The organism is Streptomyces netropsis (genome assembly GCF_014203545.1).
Lineage (GTDB): Bacteria > Actinomycetota > Actinomycetes > Streptomycetales > Streptomycetaceae > Streptomyces > Streptomyces netropsis.
This window is the reverse complement of record NZ_JACHJG010000032.1, coordinates 1-14,470: the sequence shown is the minus strand read 5'-3', so window position 1 is coordinate 14,470 and position 14,470 is coordinate 1. Positions and strand designations below refer to the sequence as shown.

10 protein-coding genes and 1 CRISPR repeat array are annotated in these 14,470 nt (G+C 71.5%); of the genes, 4 read left to right on the top strand and 6 right to left on the bottom strand.

What is annotated here, in order from left to right:
• Positions 1-164 precede the first annotated feature (164 nt).
• Positions 165-1,058 (bottom strand): non-homologous end joining protein Ku, encoded by an 894-nt coding sequence (gene ku, locus FHS38_RS34615; protein ID WP_229822952.1) that lies wholly within the window; start codon positions 1,056-1,058, stop codon positions 165-167.
• Positions 1,059-1,386: 328 nt separating this feature from the next.
• Here ku and FHS38_RS34610 point away from each other — a divergent pair, with 328 nt between their 5' ends.
• Positions 1,387-2,922, top strand: coding sequence for an RNA-guided endonuclease InsQ/TnpB family protein (locus FHS38_RS34610; RefSeq protein ID WP_229822951.1), 1,536 nt, complete (start codon positions 1,387-1,389; stop codon positions 2,920-2,922).
• 60 nt (positions 2,923-2,982) lie between these two features.
• Positions 2,983-3,377: a CRISPR direct-repeat array (repeat unit 29 nt; unit sequence GCCCGGCCCACGCGCACGAGGGCGGACCG).
• A 171-nt stretch (positions 3,378-3,548) separates the two neighbouring features.
• Positions 3,549-4,049, top strand: a complete 501-nt coding sequence (locus FHS38_RS34605; protein ID WP_184740541.1) for a hypothetical protein — start codon at positions 3,549-3,551, stop codon at positions 4,047-4,049.
• Between the two features lie 82 nt (positions 4,050-4,131).
• On the opposite strand, the gene FHS38_RS34600 is transcribed toward FHS38_RS34605, so the two are convergent.
• A complete protein-coding gene (locus FHS38_RS34600) occupies positions 4,132-4,425 on the bottom strand; it encodes a hypothetical protein (RefSeq protein ID WP_184740539.1) in 294 nt (97 codons plus the stop codon).
• Between the two features lie 295 nt (positions 4,426-4,720).
• Here FHS38_RS34600 and mobF point away from each other — a divergent pair, with 295 nt between their 5' ends.
• Complete coding sequence (gene mobF, locus FHS38_RS34595) at positions 4,721-6,691, top strand: MobF family relaxase (RefSeq protein WP_184740537.1); 1,971 nt, start codon at positions 4,721-4,723, stop codon at positions 6,689-6,691.
• Between the two features lie 476 nt (positions 6,692-7,167).
• On the opposite strand, the gene FHS38_RS34590 is transcribed toward mobF, so the two are convergent.
• Complete coding sequence (locus tag FHS38_RS34590) at positions 7,168-7,611, bottom strand: hypothetical protein (RefSeq protein WP_184740535.1); 444 nt, start codon at positions 7,609-7,611, stop codon at positions 7,168-7,170.
• 687 nt (positions 7,612-8,298) lie between these two features.
• On the opposite strand from FHS38_RS34590, the gene FHS38_RS34585 reads away from it, so the two are divergent.
• Positions 8,299-9,936 carry a replication-relaxation family protein gene (locus tag FHS38_RS34585; RefSeq protein ID WP_229822950.1) on the top strand — a complete coding sequence of 546 codons (1,638 nt, stop codon included), beginning with the start codon at positions 8,299-8,301 and terminating at the stop codon, positions 9,934-9,936.
• A gap of 183 nt (positions 9,937-10,119) precedes the next feature.
• Here the strand turns inward: FHS38_RS34585 and FHS38_RS34580 are convergent, their stop codons facing one another.
• From FHS38_RS34580 to FHS38_RS34570, 3 genes are read right to left on the bottom strand one after another with little or no spacing between them, the layout of a single operon-like run.
• Positions 10,120-10,920 (bottom strand): hypothetical protein, encoded by an 801-nt coding sequence (locus FHS38_RS34580; protein WP_184740533.1) that lies wholly within the window; start codon positions 10,918-10,920, stop codon positions 10,120-10,122.
• Positions 10,917-11,216: a hypothetical protein gene (locus FHS38_RS34575; RefSeq protein WP_184740531.1), complete on the bottom strand. Its 300-nt coding sequence runs from the start codon at positions 11,214-11,216 to the stop codon at positions 10,917-10,919. Before FHS38_RS34575 ends, FHS38_RS34580 begins: the two co-directional genes overlap by 4 nt.
• Entirely contained in the window at positions 11,216-13,741 is a 2,526-nt protein-coding gene (locus tag FHS38_RS34570) for a DEAD/DEAH box helicase (protein ID WP_184740530.1), read from the bottom strand. The genes FHS38_RS34575 and FHS38_RS34570 overlap by 1 nt, the downstream gene beginning before the upstream one ends.
• Between the last annotated feature and the right edge of the window lie 729 nt (positions 13,742-14,470).

Here is a 14,470-nt window from a genome sequence, read left to right as displayed (position 1 = left end):
CAGCACTCCGAGTTCACCACCGCCCTCATCCGCTACGCCGGCACACTCTGGCATCCGGAAGCCGGGCACTGACACACGAGACCTGAGCGCGGCGCTTGGCGAGTCTCGCCAAGCGCCGCGCTCAGTCACACGTCGTGACCCGTCCGGCCCACTCGTCCAGGGCCTCAGCCGGTCCGGCGCTTCTTAGCGGTCGTCTTCTTCGCGGATTTCTTGGCCGGTGCCTTGGCGGTCTTCTTGGCCGCGGCCTTCTTCGTCCTGGTCTCGGGCTGGCCGTTGGCCGTGCCGCTGTCGGCGCGGTCGATGGAGGCCTGGAGGGCTGCCATGAGATCGACGACGTTGGACGGTGCCGGGCTGCTCTTGGCGGCCTTGGGGGCGGGACGGTCTTCGATCTTCGACATGACGAGATCTTTGAGGGCGCCCTGGTAGGCATCGTCGAGGGCCTCGAAATCGAAACCCTCGGACAGTCGCTCCATCAGAGATGCGGCCATGCCGATCTCCTGGGGCCGTACCGTCACCGATTCCGGCGGGGCGAGGCCGGCGGGGTCGCGGACCTCGCCAGGCCAGACCATGGTGTGCACGGCCAGGAGATCGTCGTGGACGCGCAGCAGGGCCAGGGACTCCCGCGTCCGGATAGTGATCTTGGTGACCGCGACCCGGTCGGTCTGTTTCAGGGTCTCGCGGAGCAGGACGTACGCCTTGTTCGCCGCTGCGCTGGCGGGTGCCAGGAGGTAGGGCTTGTCGAGCTGGATCGGGTCGATCTCCTCGGCGTCGACGAACGCGAGGACGTCGATCAGCTTCTTGCTCGGCAGCGGGAGCTCGGCGAGATCCTCATCCGTCAGGACGGCCCTCTTCTCGTCGCTCTCGAAGGCGCTGGCGAGGTGTTCGTACGGGACCACCTCCCCGCAGACCTCACAGACCCGCTCCTGGTGGATACGGCCCTGGTCCTTGTCGTGCACTTGATGCAGTCCCAGGTCGTGCTCCTTGACCGCAGGCACCAGCTGCACGGGCACGGACACCAGCCCGAACCCGATCGCCCCGGTCCACATTGCTCTCGGCATGGGACCAGCCTGCGGCGCGGGTCACCGTCTCGCAGCCCGATAAGGCCGTCCAGGGCCCGCGGACGCCGCGCCTGCGTATGGCTGCAGCGGGCCCGGCCCCAGCCTCGGTCGCCTGGAGGGCGGTGGTTCCTCGGCTCTGCGGACCCTGCGCCAGGCGGTTGGACCGTGGGTGGGCTGCGCTTCCTGTGGGCCGTCATGGTGGCTCCGCCCGACACGCCGTCCCCGGTGAGCGGGAGTCATCTCAAGTAATGATCAGAATTCCCTCTGCGGGGTCCTGCGGCTTCGGCCCCGTTGGTGCGAGTTCTGCTGTGTGGGTCGGGAGGCGAGTATGGGACGTGCAGAGGTCTTGCGCGCTTTCCGCTTCGCTCTCGATCCCACGGATACGCAGCTGGCCAGCCTGAACCAGCATGCGGGTGCCGCCCGGTGGGCGTACAACCACGCCATCGGCGTAAAAAGCGGAGCCCACGCGAGGCGGCGGGCTGAGGTCGAAGCCCTTGTTGCGGCGGGCATGACGGAGAAGGACGCCCGCAAGGCGGTGAACGTCCCCATCCCGATGAAGCCGGCGATCCAGACATCGCTCAACGCGATCAAGGGCGACCCCCGGGTGCAGGAGGTCCTCCCCGGAGCGATGGGGCCCCACCGCCCGTGCCCGTGGTGGCGGGACGTCGCCACCCACGCCTTCCAGTCTGCTTTCAGGGACGCCGACACGGCTTTCAAGAACTGGATGGATTCGCTCCGGGGCCAGCGCGCCGGCCGCCCCGTCGGCTACCCCCGGTTCAAGCGCAAGGGCCGCGCCCGCGACTCCTTCCGCCTGCACCACGACGTGAAAGCACCCACCATCCGCCTCGACGGGTACCGCCGGCTGCTCCTCCCCCGAATCGGCTCGGTCCGTCTCCACGAATCCGGCAAACGCCTGGCTCGCCTCGTCGGCCGGGGCGAAGCCGTCGTCCAGTCCGTCACCGTCGCCCGCGGTGGCAGCCGCTGGTACGCCTCTGTGCTGTGCAAGGTCTGGCAGGAGCTGCCGGAACAGCCCACGCACGCCCAACGCGCGCGGGGCACCATCGGGGTCGACCTCGGGGTCAAGGTTCTGGCTGCCGTCTCCAAGCCCGTCTCTATGACCCGCGGCGGCCCGCAACTTGACCTTGTCCCCAATGCCCGGCACGGCAAGGCCGCGCGACGTCGGCTCACCCGGGCCCAGCAGACCTACGCCCGCACCGCCAAGGGGTCGAAGCGGCGCGCGAAAGCGGCCCGGCGCATCGGCCGCATCCAGCACCTGACCGCCGAACGCCGCGCAACATCCCTGCACACCTTGACGAAGCGGCTCGTGACCGCGTTCGCGACCGTCGCTGTCGAAGACCTCAACGTGGCCGGCATGACGGCGTCCGCCCGTGGCACCGTCGACAACCCCGGCCGCAAGGTCCGCCAGAAGGCCGGGCTGAATCGCTCGGTCCTGGACGCGTCCTTCGGTGAGCTGCGACGGCAGCTCACCTACAAAGCTCACTGGTACGGGGCCGCGATTGCTGTGTGCGGTCGCTGGGTCCCCTCCAGTCAGACCTGTTCGGTCTGCGGGTGGCAAAATCCACGCCGCCTCACCCTGGCCGACCGGGAGTTCGAGTGCACACCGTGTGGGCTGACGATGGACCGCGATCTCAACGCGGCCCGTAACATCGAGCGGCTCGCGCAACACGTCGCCTCTGGTAGAGAGGAGACGGAAAACGCCCGTGGAGGGGGTGTGAGTCCACCTGTCCGGCTGGGCGGGAGGCAGTCCCCAGTGAAGCGGGAAGACCCGGCTCATCGAGCCGGGCCGCCCCGGAGGAGCGATCCTCCGGCCACCCTCACCGCGCGTAGGAAACGGGCTGCCTAGCTGGCTTGGCGAAGCAGTCACAAAATTGCAAAGAGCACAAGAACGCGCAGGTCGCGAAGTGCCCGGCCCACGCGCACGAGGGCGGACCGAATCCAGCGATGGCGTGGCACACCGAGGGCAGGCCCGGCCCACGCGCACGAGGGCGGACCGTCGACAGGGACCAGCCGGACAGGCCAAGCCCGGCCCGGCCCACGCGCACGAGGGCGGACCGCCCGCGCCGAGGTTCCGAAAATTCCACGTGGCGCCCGGCCCACGCGCACGAGGGCGGACCGCCCGGTGGTGTCACCTGTGGTGGGAGCACCCGGCCCGGCCCACGCGCACGAGGGCGGACCGCTTTCCGCCGGAACGCTGGCGGCCGTCATCGCGCCCGGCCCACGCGCACGAGGGCGGACCGCTTCGCCGCCAGCTGGAAGGGGCTGAATGACGGCCCGGCTCACGCGCATGAGGGCGGACCTGCGGAGCGGCATGTAGCTGACGGACCGGGCCAACGCGCACGCGGGGAGGCCGTAGAAACGGCACCGCCACCGCCGGTGGCTACCACCCGGCTGGACTTCGGCAGCTGCGGCCTCTTCGGAGGTCCGTAGCCTCCGTCTCTCCCGGCTGATGCCCGGCGGCATACTGCTGGGATGACGTCTCCGCTCGCCACTCGCATACACCTGTTGATCACGTTCGTGCTGGTGACGTGCGCGGCGCTCAGCGGAGTCTGTTTCGGCCTTCTCCTCGGCGGCAGGACGACGGCCCTGGTTGCTGCGGGTGCGGCCGGCCTGGGTGCGGGGATCGGCTCGTTCCTCGCCCGCCGCCAGATCGCCGCCCTCTTCCCGCCCGACCCCGATGCCGTCCGGGCCGACGGCTATGCGGAGGGAATCGCCGACGCGGTCCTGGTGAGCATCGCGACGTACCAGGCCGCGGTCTTCCCGCTCACCCCTGACGGCGTGAGCGAAACGGAACGCCAGGCCCGCCGTACCGTCGCCTACCGTGCCGCCGCCTACGACGGCCTCCCCCTCGCGGTAAGGGTCTCGGCGGCCGAAGCCCTGGAAGCCGTCGACCAGGGCCTGAACCCCGAACACGCCCAGGCCGCGATGCGAGCCCTGGCCCTCACGGTCTACGACCACCGCGCCGAGCGCTGACCCCTCCGCGCTGCTGCGCCAGCGTCCTCTGGGCCTCGCGGCCGTCCGGCTCCTGCTGCCTCGGCGGGTAGCCGGGCGAAGGTCAGGGGCCGGTGAGGATGGAGTGGGTGCCGATCCGGCGCCACACGACGTGGCAGGCCCCGGAGATCCGCTCCTGGCCGTACTGCCATGTCGCGCGTCCGTTCCGTGCCCAGGTGAGCTCGTAGACGCCGGGGGCGGTGCGCAGGCCCTTGACGCGTAGGCCGGGGCGGAAGAGCCCGGTGCGGAGGTCGGGGACGAAGGAGTCGAGGACGACGCGGTGGAAGCGCCGGCGCTGGGCGGGGGTGAGGTGCTGGAGGTCGGCGGTGAAGCGGGGGAGGGTCTCGAAGGTGGGCACGGTGGTCTCCTTCGGGCAGCACGACGAAGCCCCCGGCGGGTGCCGGGGGCTGCTGTAGGCGGTGCTCGTTGGTGGTGTTCGTTCGGTGGCGCTGGATGGTGCTCAGTGGTGCTTGTTGGTGTCGTTGGGGTCGGGGTGTGAGTGGTGCCGGAGAGCGATGACATTTGTGTTCGGCGCGGGGCCGCTTCCCGCCCGGTGGGCACCTGAGAAGAAAGTTCGGCTGCTGCTCCCGCCTGGCGGGACGTACTGCTGATCGGCCTTTTCTTGCAGGTCAGGGCCGTGTGGCGTGGTCTCCATGACAGTGGATATCAAGGTGATCCGGGCCGGTCAGATGTACCGCTACTACCTGCGTCAGACCGTCGTCGGCGATGGCCGGCGCCCGGCCCGCACGCCGCTGCGCGTCGCCCAGGAGCAGGCCGGGGTCCCGGTCGGGCGATGGATGGGACGCGGCCTGGCCGTGCTCGGGCTGGCGCCGGGTGAGGAGGTCACCGAGGCACAGCTGCGGAACCTGTTCGGCGAGCGGGGCCGCCATCCGTACGCGGACCGGATCGAGGCCGACCGGCTCGCGGCGGGCGACTCCGCGAAGAAGGCGTTCAAGGCCGGCGCCCTCGGACGCCGGGTCACGGTCACTGGTGTCGACTTCGTGTTCCGGCCGCAGCCGACGGTCTACCTCCTGTGGGCGCTGGGGGATGAGGAGACCCGGCGGGTGATCGAGGCCGCGCACGAGCGGGCGATCGAGCGGGTGCTGGAGTGGATCGAGGACGAGGTGGCGGTGATCCGGTACGGCAAGGACGGCATCTACCGGGTGCGGCCGCCGGGCGGTCTGGTCGCCGCCCGCTTCCGCCACTACGAGGCGCGCTCCGGGCGACCCTTGCTCCATGACCATCTGCTGCTGTCCGTGAAGGGGCAGCGCCTGGACGGCAAGTGGGGCTCGATCCACACCCTGGCCCTCCACGAGAACACCGTTGCCGCCTCCGCGCTCTACAACGAGCTCGTTGCTGCGGAGGTCTGCGAGGCGCTCGGGCTGGCGACCGAGCCGCGCATCGTCACCCCGGGGCGCCGGCCTGTGATGGAGATTGCCGGGGTGCCGCACGAGCTGATCCGCTGGACCTCCCGGCGCAGCGACCAGATCGCCGCCTGCCTGGAAGAGCTGGAGCACGAGTACGTCACCGCCGTCGACGACGATGGTGAGCTGAAGTTCCTGCCCGTGGTCTCCGAGCGGGCCCGCGCCAGGCTGAACGCCATGGCCGCCCGCAAGACCCGCCCGCCGAAGCAGTCGGCCCGGCCGCTCGCGCAGCTGCGCGCGTGGTGGAAGGCGAGCGCGATCCTCACCTCCGGGGTGGCCGTCGACGTCATCAACTCCCTCCTCGAGTACGCCCGCGCCGCAGCCGCGGCGATCCGGGCCCGGGTCGCCGCCGTGGTCGACGTCGCCCTGGCGGCCGTCGACGTCACCGCGACGGTGTTCGTGATGAACGAGGGCGGGCGCTTCCACCGCCGGCACCTGCTCGCCGAAGCCCGCCGTCACCTCGCCCTGGTCCTGCGCGGCCGCCGCCGCGAACCCGGCCTGGACGACAGAATCGTGGCCGCCGCCATCTCCACCCACTGCCTGGACATCAGCGAGCCGAAGACCACGATCGGCCTGCTGGCGGACTACCGCCTCTACACAGCCCGGTGGGACCTGGCCGACCTCCCCGCCCGGCCCCGCCCACCCACTCCCACGCCCGACCCGGACCGGCAGCCCCCGACCGATCCCGGCGAGCCGGCTGCGCTCCGGCCGCCGGGCCAGGACGCGGGGGAGTGGGAGATACCCCGCATCCCGCTCCAGTACGACCGTGCCGTCCTCGCCGGTGCGGTGGTGCGGGAGAAGCTGCGCACCACCACGACCGCCGCCGTGCGGGGCCGGGCGTACGACGTGGTCGCCCACCAGCAGGCGGCGATGCCCGAGCAGCTGCTCGCACCCGAGCCGGCCGACCCCGGGCACGACGGCCAGGGGCCGGAGCCGGGCCGCCAGGAGGCGATCGACATGACGGCCGTGCGGGCCCTGCGGCAGTCCCGCACGGACGTGGAAGCCCTCGATCTCACGGCCGACCGACTGCGCCGCCTCCAGGAGGTGGCCACCAAGATGGCCGAAGACTCCCGCGTCCGCGCGGACCGCCACACCGCACAGGCCGACGCCGACGTAGTGCGCCCGGTGCGCCCGGACGACCAGCAGGCGCACCGCCCGCAGGAGCCCGGACCGCACCGCGGCCGCGAGGCCGGCCACTGAGTGGACCCGATGGTGCGCACCCGGTGCGGTGGTGCGCACCGACGGTGCGGTGCACCCCACTCCACCGAGTGGAGGCCACCGCACCGGAGTGGAGACCACCGTGCGCGGCATCCGCTCCACTGAGTGGAGCCCACCCGGTGGAGCGGACGACATCGGGCGGGAGTGGACGACATCGCCGGGGACGATGCCGTGCATCCACCCGGTGCGCGCCCGCCGCATTTCCCCTTGACCTCGGCCCGTGTCAAGGAGAAACGCGCCTCCCCCAGATGCTCCACTCCACCGCACCGACCCCACCCGGTGCGCACCACTCCCGCGCACCGACCGCACCGGTGCGCACCGCCCACCGAATGGATGCGCACCGGATGGACGGTGGTGCGCATCGTGGTGCGCACCGGATGGACCCGGGCGCACCACCGCACCGCACCGGTGCACCGCACCACCGCATCGGTGCGCACCCACCTGGTGCGGTGGTGCGGTTACCGGTGCGCGCCGGGTCCGGAGAGCACCGCGTGAGCCACCGCCAGGCGCGCGTCGCGCAGCGCCTCCAAGGTGTCGGCGGTGTCCTCGCGGTCGGGGTCCGGGATGACGCTCACCATGAACCGGATGATGCTGCGGGCGATGCCCGGCACCGCCGTGGTGGGAGAGTCCCGCGCCCAGTCGCGCAGCGCGGACAGCAGCACGCACCCGACCTCGTCCAGGACGAAGGAGTCCGCGCACAGGTCGGCCTCTGCGTCCACGGCCGTGACGGGCCAGACGATGTCCTCTGCGATCCGCAGCAGGATGAACGCCAGCTCCGGGTCGGCTTCCGCCCGCCCGGCGACAGAGGTGCCGCCGCCCGTCTGGAGCGCCAGGAGGTAGTCGAAGCCCCGCTCCACCTGGTCGGGCGTCAGCGGTGTGCGGGACGGGATCAGGTACGGCATCAAGCTCTCCTCACGATGGCCGCCGCGCGACTCGCGGCGTGCTCATCACATGCTTGGCGCGCGGGCCTGTGGACAGTGGCCAGAGATTTCTCCCTGCTTCACGAGAAAGGGACGAATCGGGGCTGCAAGGGCCAAACCGGGCCCCCTTGTCCAGCATGGTCGGCCCGACCACGCACCCGCCCCCGACCCCTTGTCCACCTCTGCTACCGCCCGACCACCGCCGCGTTTCTCCTTGACCAGGCTCGCTACCGGCCACGGTCAGACCGCGGACAAGGGGGTCCCCTGCACGCTGCTCCTTCGCGACGACCGCCCCGGCCGGGGCAGCGAAGGAGACGAGACGATGACGAGCACCCACCCGAGGGCCGGGCAGCGATGCCGCTCGGGCCGATCACACCGGAAGGCCGGCCCGTGGCGGGCAAGCCCAAGGGGACTCCCTGGGTGCCCCCTTCGAAGGGCACTCAGGAACCCCCTTTGGTGCCCGGCACCCGGGGTCGGGGGAAAACCCCTTGTCAGAGCCGCAATCGGCGCGAAAACTGCGCCGTCACAACCCTCTTCTCTCCTCCTGATGTCCGTAGTGGAGGAGATCATCGGGTTCCGGGGGGCCCGGACGCCCTCCCAGGCCAGGCGCGGCCAGCAGCTGCGCCGGTCGGCCGGCGGCCGGTCGCGAGCAACGAGGGAGCAGAGCTGATGGCGGGGAAGCGGAAGAACAACCCGGCGGGGTCGACGAACAGCTACCGCGGCGACGTGCTGCGCGTGCTGGGAGCGCTGAAGGTCGCGACGGCTGATCAGATCCAGCGGATCGGTGCTCCGCATCTGACGTTCCGGCACGCCGACAAGGAGACCCCGTCGAAGCAGAAGCAGGCCCGTACCGCCTCGCACACCGGCGCGCTCTCCGACATGCGCAAGCACGGCCTGTCCGAGAACGGCGGCTCCACCGAGACGGGCGACGCCCTGCGGAACCTGACCACCAAGGGCCTGGAAGCCGCCTCCCACGAGCTGCGCCGCCCGGCGACGGAGATGGGCTCCACCGCGCGCGGTGCGGGCTCCAGCGGGGCCTCCCACCCGATGGCCGTCAACGAGACGGTGATCGCGATGCTGCGCCCGAAGCCGAACATGGCCAAGCTCGCCGACGACCCGCCGCACGTCCAGGCAGCCGCCCAGGCCGTCGTCGACGGACCCGATGGGATCGGCACCATCGCCTCGTACTGGACCGAGGTCCCGCTGCCCGCGACCGGTACGTGGAACGCGCCCGGCAAGGGCGGCGCCCAGGCCGATCTGGTGCTCACTGCACCGCAGGACGGGGTGCCGCTGCTGTTCATCGAGGTCGACAACTGCCACGAGACCGCGGAGGAGCTCGCCGCCAAGCTGGAGAAGTACGCCCGGTTCTTCAAGCGGAAGGTGAAGGACACCGATGGCAAGGAGCGCCCGATGTGGCGCACCCGCTGGACGGCCCCGGATACCTGGTCCGGCGACAAGACGCACCCGCCCGTCCTGCTGGTGTTCAACCGGGTCGGCGAGCGCAACCCCAACCGCACGGTCCCGCGCTTGATGGACCTCACCCGGCACCTGTGGGAGGGCGAGCGGCAGAAGGCCGGCCACCATCGCTACGACGGGCGGATCCCGATCATCGCGACCGGGCTGAAGAACCTGAGCCAGCACGGCCCGACCGGTGCGGTCTTCCTCCGCTTCGGCCGCGACCACATGGAGCCCCTGCGGGAGGCGATCGGCAACCCCCGCCGCGAGGCCGCCGACACCCGAGCCCGGGAAGAGACCGCGCGTGCTCAGCGGGAGTACCAGGCGAAGGTGCAGCGCGCGGCGCAGGAGCAGGCGGCGAAGCAGGCAGCCGAGCGTGAGGCGCGTCGTCCCGTGTGCGCTGACTGCGGGGTGAAGTTCACCGACGCACGGTGGGAGGCGGCACAGGCGACGGACTGGGGCACCCCGAAGGACTCCCACCCGCACCTGTGCGACGGCTGCAAGCAGAAGGCCGGCGCCGTCGTCAGCCCAGCGGCTGGCACGCAGGAGCGCCAGGAGCCGGTTCGCGGCGAGGCAGGGCCGGACGACTTCTGGGAGACCCCCCAGCGCCCCGTCTGCACCGAATGCGGTGCCGCGTTCACCGACGAACGGTGGAAGGCGACCAAGCGCGTCGGCTGGAGCCGTTCCCCGGCGAAGCACCCGACGCTGTGCGGGGACTGCGACCAGCGGTTCGAGGCCGACTTGGACCGAACCTGGGGTGTGAGTCCCCGGCAGGAGGAGCCCGACCAGGAGCAGGACCAGGCCGTGCCCAAGCAGAAGGCCACCGGCTGGCTCTCCCGTCTGCGCGGCTGAAGCGGGCAGGCCGTCGGCGGCCGGGCAAGCCCAAGGCCACCCTGGGCAAGCCCGCACGGTCGGTGGTGGGCAAGCCCAAGGCGACCCTGGGCAAGCCCACAGTCGGCGGGCGGATGAGTCGCTGACCGACGACAGCGGGGCCGGACAGGATCACCCTGCCCGGCCCCGCTGTTTCCCGGCTGCTCACCGGCTGAGGCGGATCCGCGGCCCCCACACGAACTCGAGGTCGTCCAGGAAGACCGTCTCCAACTCCTTCTCCCACTGGCCGCGCAGCAGGAACGGGGCGCTCTCCATCCGCTCCACGATGACCAGGGTCTCGGGCTGCCCGATCAGCGCGTACCGGCCGTGCGAGGCGGGCTTGCTGCCCGGCCCGTGCGTGCGCAGCAGATCCTCCAGGCGTGCGCGGTGCTGCTCCACGAATGCCTCCAGGCGCTCGATGTACCCCTCGTGTTCCTCGGTGCGCACCGCACTCAGAGCGGCGTCCAGGAAGTCCCCGCCGTCCGGCCAGTGCCGCTCACCCGGCGCGGCCACGGCCCACGGGAAGCGCTCCGCGGCCGCCAGGACATCCTTCGCGTCCAGCACCGGCTCCGGCTCCGGCTCGGGAGCCTCCTGCGGGGCGGGGGAGGCGGGCTGCTGGAGGTGGGCGACCAACATGGCGCTGGAGGCGGCGCGCCCCCGCCCGGCGGTGGCGGTGGTGTCGGCGATGCGCAGCAGGTAGCTGGCGACGTCGCGGACACCGGCGAACCAGCCGTCCTCGAACCGCGGCTCGGACCCGTGCGGAGGGCTGCTCTCGGAGATCCAGGTGTGGGCGCCGGCCACCGCCCCGGCCTCCAGCTTCGCCACGATGTCGTCGGCCTGCTCGTGCCCGATGCCGACAGCGGCCAGGGCCTGGAAGACCATGAACCGCGCGTCGGTGGCCTCGTGCTGGTGGTGGCTGATGCGGGCCAGCTCCTGGCCGTACGCGTCGTGCTGCTCGGTGCTCACGCGGTGCCTCCCTGGTCGGTGCGGGTGCGGTTGGCGACCCAGTCCGGATCGCGTACGGGCGTCGGTGCTCGGGTCTCGGTGGCCGGGGCGCGCATGATGCGCCAGCTGGTGCGCGGCGCGGTGACGGCGTGGGCCAGGACGACGACGGCCTGGTGGGCGGTGCCGCCCCGGACCCACGCCCCGGTGAAGCGGACCTGATCGGCCGCCCAGTCGTCCAGCCGCTGCCACGGGCGCAGCTGCCCGAGCAGGTAGCCGGCGGCGAGCGCGGCGGCCGTGGTGACGATGACGCCCACCATCAGGACCACCGCATCCCGATTGCGGACAGCTGCTCCATCCGCTCCGGCGTCAGGGTCGCCGCCCGGCTGCGCTGGTTCCCGATCCAGGCGCCCAGCTTATGTTCCCGCTCCTCCTGGTCCTCGCCGCCGACGATCCGCTCGACGTGCTTCCTCGGCACCTGAAGGTGCCCCTCACGCTCGTAGAACTGGCGGGCGGCCTCGTAGTTCAGCGCCCACTTGTCGGCCTGCGTACGGCGCTTGGGCTTCTCGTCCTCGCTGGCGGGCTCGATCCCGAGAACCTGCTCGCACATCCACTGCTGCACGCTCGTGAGCTGGTCCCAGCCGAGCCGCACCGACTGCACCCACCGCCCGAGATCCTCGCCCTGGCGCACGACGTCGCCCACCTCGGTGGGCAGCGCCTCGCCCGCGTCCAGGTGCATCCTCACCAGGTGGAAGCAGCGCTGCCACGTCACCGGCCAGCTCGGGCACCAGGACGCGTCGATCTCCTCCAGCTGCTCACGCCGCTCGTCCGACAGCGCCCCGGCCGACGACTCCACCGGCAGCCCCTCGGTACGCCGCTGCTCGTTCTCCTGCGCCTTCCGGGCGGCGGCCCGCGCGTTTTTCAGGAAGATGCCTACCCGGTACCCCTGGAAGGTGGCGTCCAGCGGGGCCAGGAGGTGCCCGTGTTCGGCGGCCCACCCGCGCGCGGCGGACAGGCCCTCCTCCCACGCGACGTCGAAGTGCGACCAGATCATGCCGAGCTTCTCCAACTGCGCGACGCGGTCCTCGTCCAGACGGCCGCGGGCGTAGAACCGGCGCGCGTCGGCGGTCCACTGCCCCAGCGGGAACCCGGCGAGCGAGGCTGGCCACCCGCTCTCTTCGGCCTCCTGGCCGTCGACGGCGGCGGGCACCCGGAACGTGAACGGAACGCGGAGGTCGCCGTGCTCGCGGGCGTAGATGACGGCGGCCTCCACGCCGCGCCGCCAGTGCTCGTGCTCCGGGTTAAGGACGCGCAGGTTGATGAACGCGGCGAGGGCGGCCGGGTCGCGGGGCGTGGAGAACTTCAGCAGGGCCTTGGCGGGGGCGCTGACGCCTCCGGAACCCTCGCCGCTCCCACCCGTGCTCTTCCCGCTGTCGTCCTTGCTGACGGGCTTGTAGCGGCTCGGGGCCTGCTGCTCCGCGAGCGTCTCCACGATCCGCGCGTCGTGCGCCCGCAGCGCCTCCAGCAGCTTGGCGAGGCCGCCGAACGCCCTGCTCGTGAGCATGTTGTCCGCCGTCTCACCGGGCCCGAGCAGGACCGGCACGACCAGGCTGGCCATCTTGCCCTCGCCCGGCTGCATCCGCAGCGCCCGCCCCACGGCCTGGACCAGGTCGGGCATGGACCCGCGTACGTCCGCCCAGTACACGGAGTCGCAGTTCTTGGTGTCGACGCCCTCGCCCAGGACCTTCACCGAGCACAGGAAGCACTTCTCCACGACGGTGCCGTCCGTGGCGATCCCGGCCGCGAACTCCCCGAGGAGGCGGCGGCGGTGGAGCGGCTTGTGGTCGCCGCACAGCCAGTCCGCCCAGATCGTCTTCGGGTACAGCTCGGGGTCGGCGGCGTGCAGCTGCGCGGCGACGTCGGGAAGGCCGGCCGCGAACGCCTCGGCCTCGCGGATCTGATGGTGGAAGACCAGCGTGCGGCGGAAGCCCTCTTCGGCCGACGCCTTCACCAGGGCGGTCTGCAGAGCGGCGAGCCGCGCCCCGCGCACCTGGTCCGAGCGGCCCTCCGCGCCCAGGAGCTGCGCGGCCTGGAGGGCAGTGTCGGTGATGTCCACGCATACGACCTGGTAGGGGGCGCAGATTCCCCGGTCGGTGGCCTCCGAGAGGGTCAGCGTGAACGCCCTGCTGCCGAAGGGGCCGTCGGGGTCGTCGTCCATGCTCGCGACCAGCTCGCCGGGTGCGCCGGCTTCATCCTCGTCCCCGAGCTGCCACAGCCGCGGCGTGGCCGTCATGTACAGACGGCGCAGGGAGGGGATCTTCTGGTTGTCGTGGACGACCGCCCAGGGCTTCCCGATCCGGCCCGAAACCCGGTGGGCTTCGTCCACGACGATCAGGTCCCAAGCCGAAAGGCCGGCGGCGTGCGCCCGTTCCAGCGTGCCCAGACCGAGGCTCGCGTACGTGGCGTACACCGTCACCTTCTCCAGGCCCCGCGCCCACTCCACCAGCTCGTCCACGGCCGTTGTGTTGGGGAAGGACACCTCCTCGCCCCGCAGGGAGGACACCCCGATCATCGGGCCCTGGCGGCCTCCCTCGCGCCACGCGGCCTCGGTCTGGGCGAGCAGGTCCAGCGAGGGCACGAGCACCAGGACACGGCCCGCGTGGAGCTCCTCCGCGCTGCGGACCGCCACCCGGGTCTTCCCGGACCCGGTCGCCATGATCACCTGTGTTCGAAGCCCTCGTTCGGGCACAAGTGATCTTGCAGGCAATTCGAGGGCGCGTACGACCGCGTCAATGGCTTCTCGCTGGGCTGCCTCGCGCTGGTCAGCGCGGTTTGTGCTCGACATATTCGCCTGCCTCCTCCTGGGGTACCGTCGGGTCGATTCGGGCGGCGGGAAACGGGAACCTGCACGTAGAGAGATCCACAAGAGCTACGGTTGAACTGACATGGTCGGCTGAATCTCTGCCTCACCGGAGCACCGGCAAGGCCCTGTGATGGATGTCGATGACCCTCCGGAGCTGTCCGGGGTGGTGTGCTCTGAGTCCAGAGTCTATCCCGCTCTTAAAAATGAAGCACACAGAATGCCGAAATTCCCCTAGCGTGGATGAAAGCCGTTAGTCTTGCCTTATCGCAACCCAATCCGAAGCCTTGACGCCCCCTCAGTCCGGCTCACTCTCTCCGGAGCCCCCCGCGGCCCGTCACTCGCCCGACTCCCGCCACCCCCTCCAGCCGCTGCAGCTCGGGCCGTCAGGCCCGTCGGCGTGCCGCGCGGAGCTCGGCACGCCTAGGCACGCGGAGCGTGCTGGGTGGCTGGAGCGCAGCGGAGGCCACCGGCCGGCCGGAGGCCGGCCCCGTCATGAGCCGGTCCGAAGCGCAGCGCAGGACCGGCTGCGGGACAACGTCCCGCAGCTCCGGGAGCGCAGCGAACGGAGCGTCAACCCGGGCGCGCAGCGCCCGGGTTGAGCGGGACGCGCAGCGTCCCGCCAGCGCTCCCGCGGAGCGGGAGCGCAACACTCGCGCGCAGCGCGCGTGTTCGCTTGCATATCGCGCAGCGATATGGTACCCGCTCCGCGGG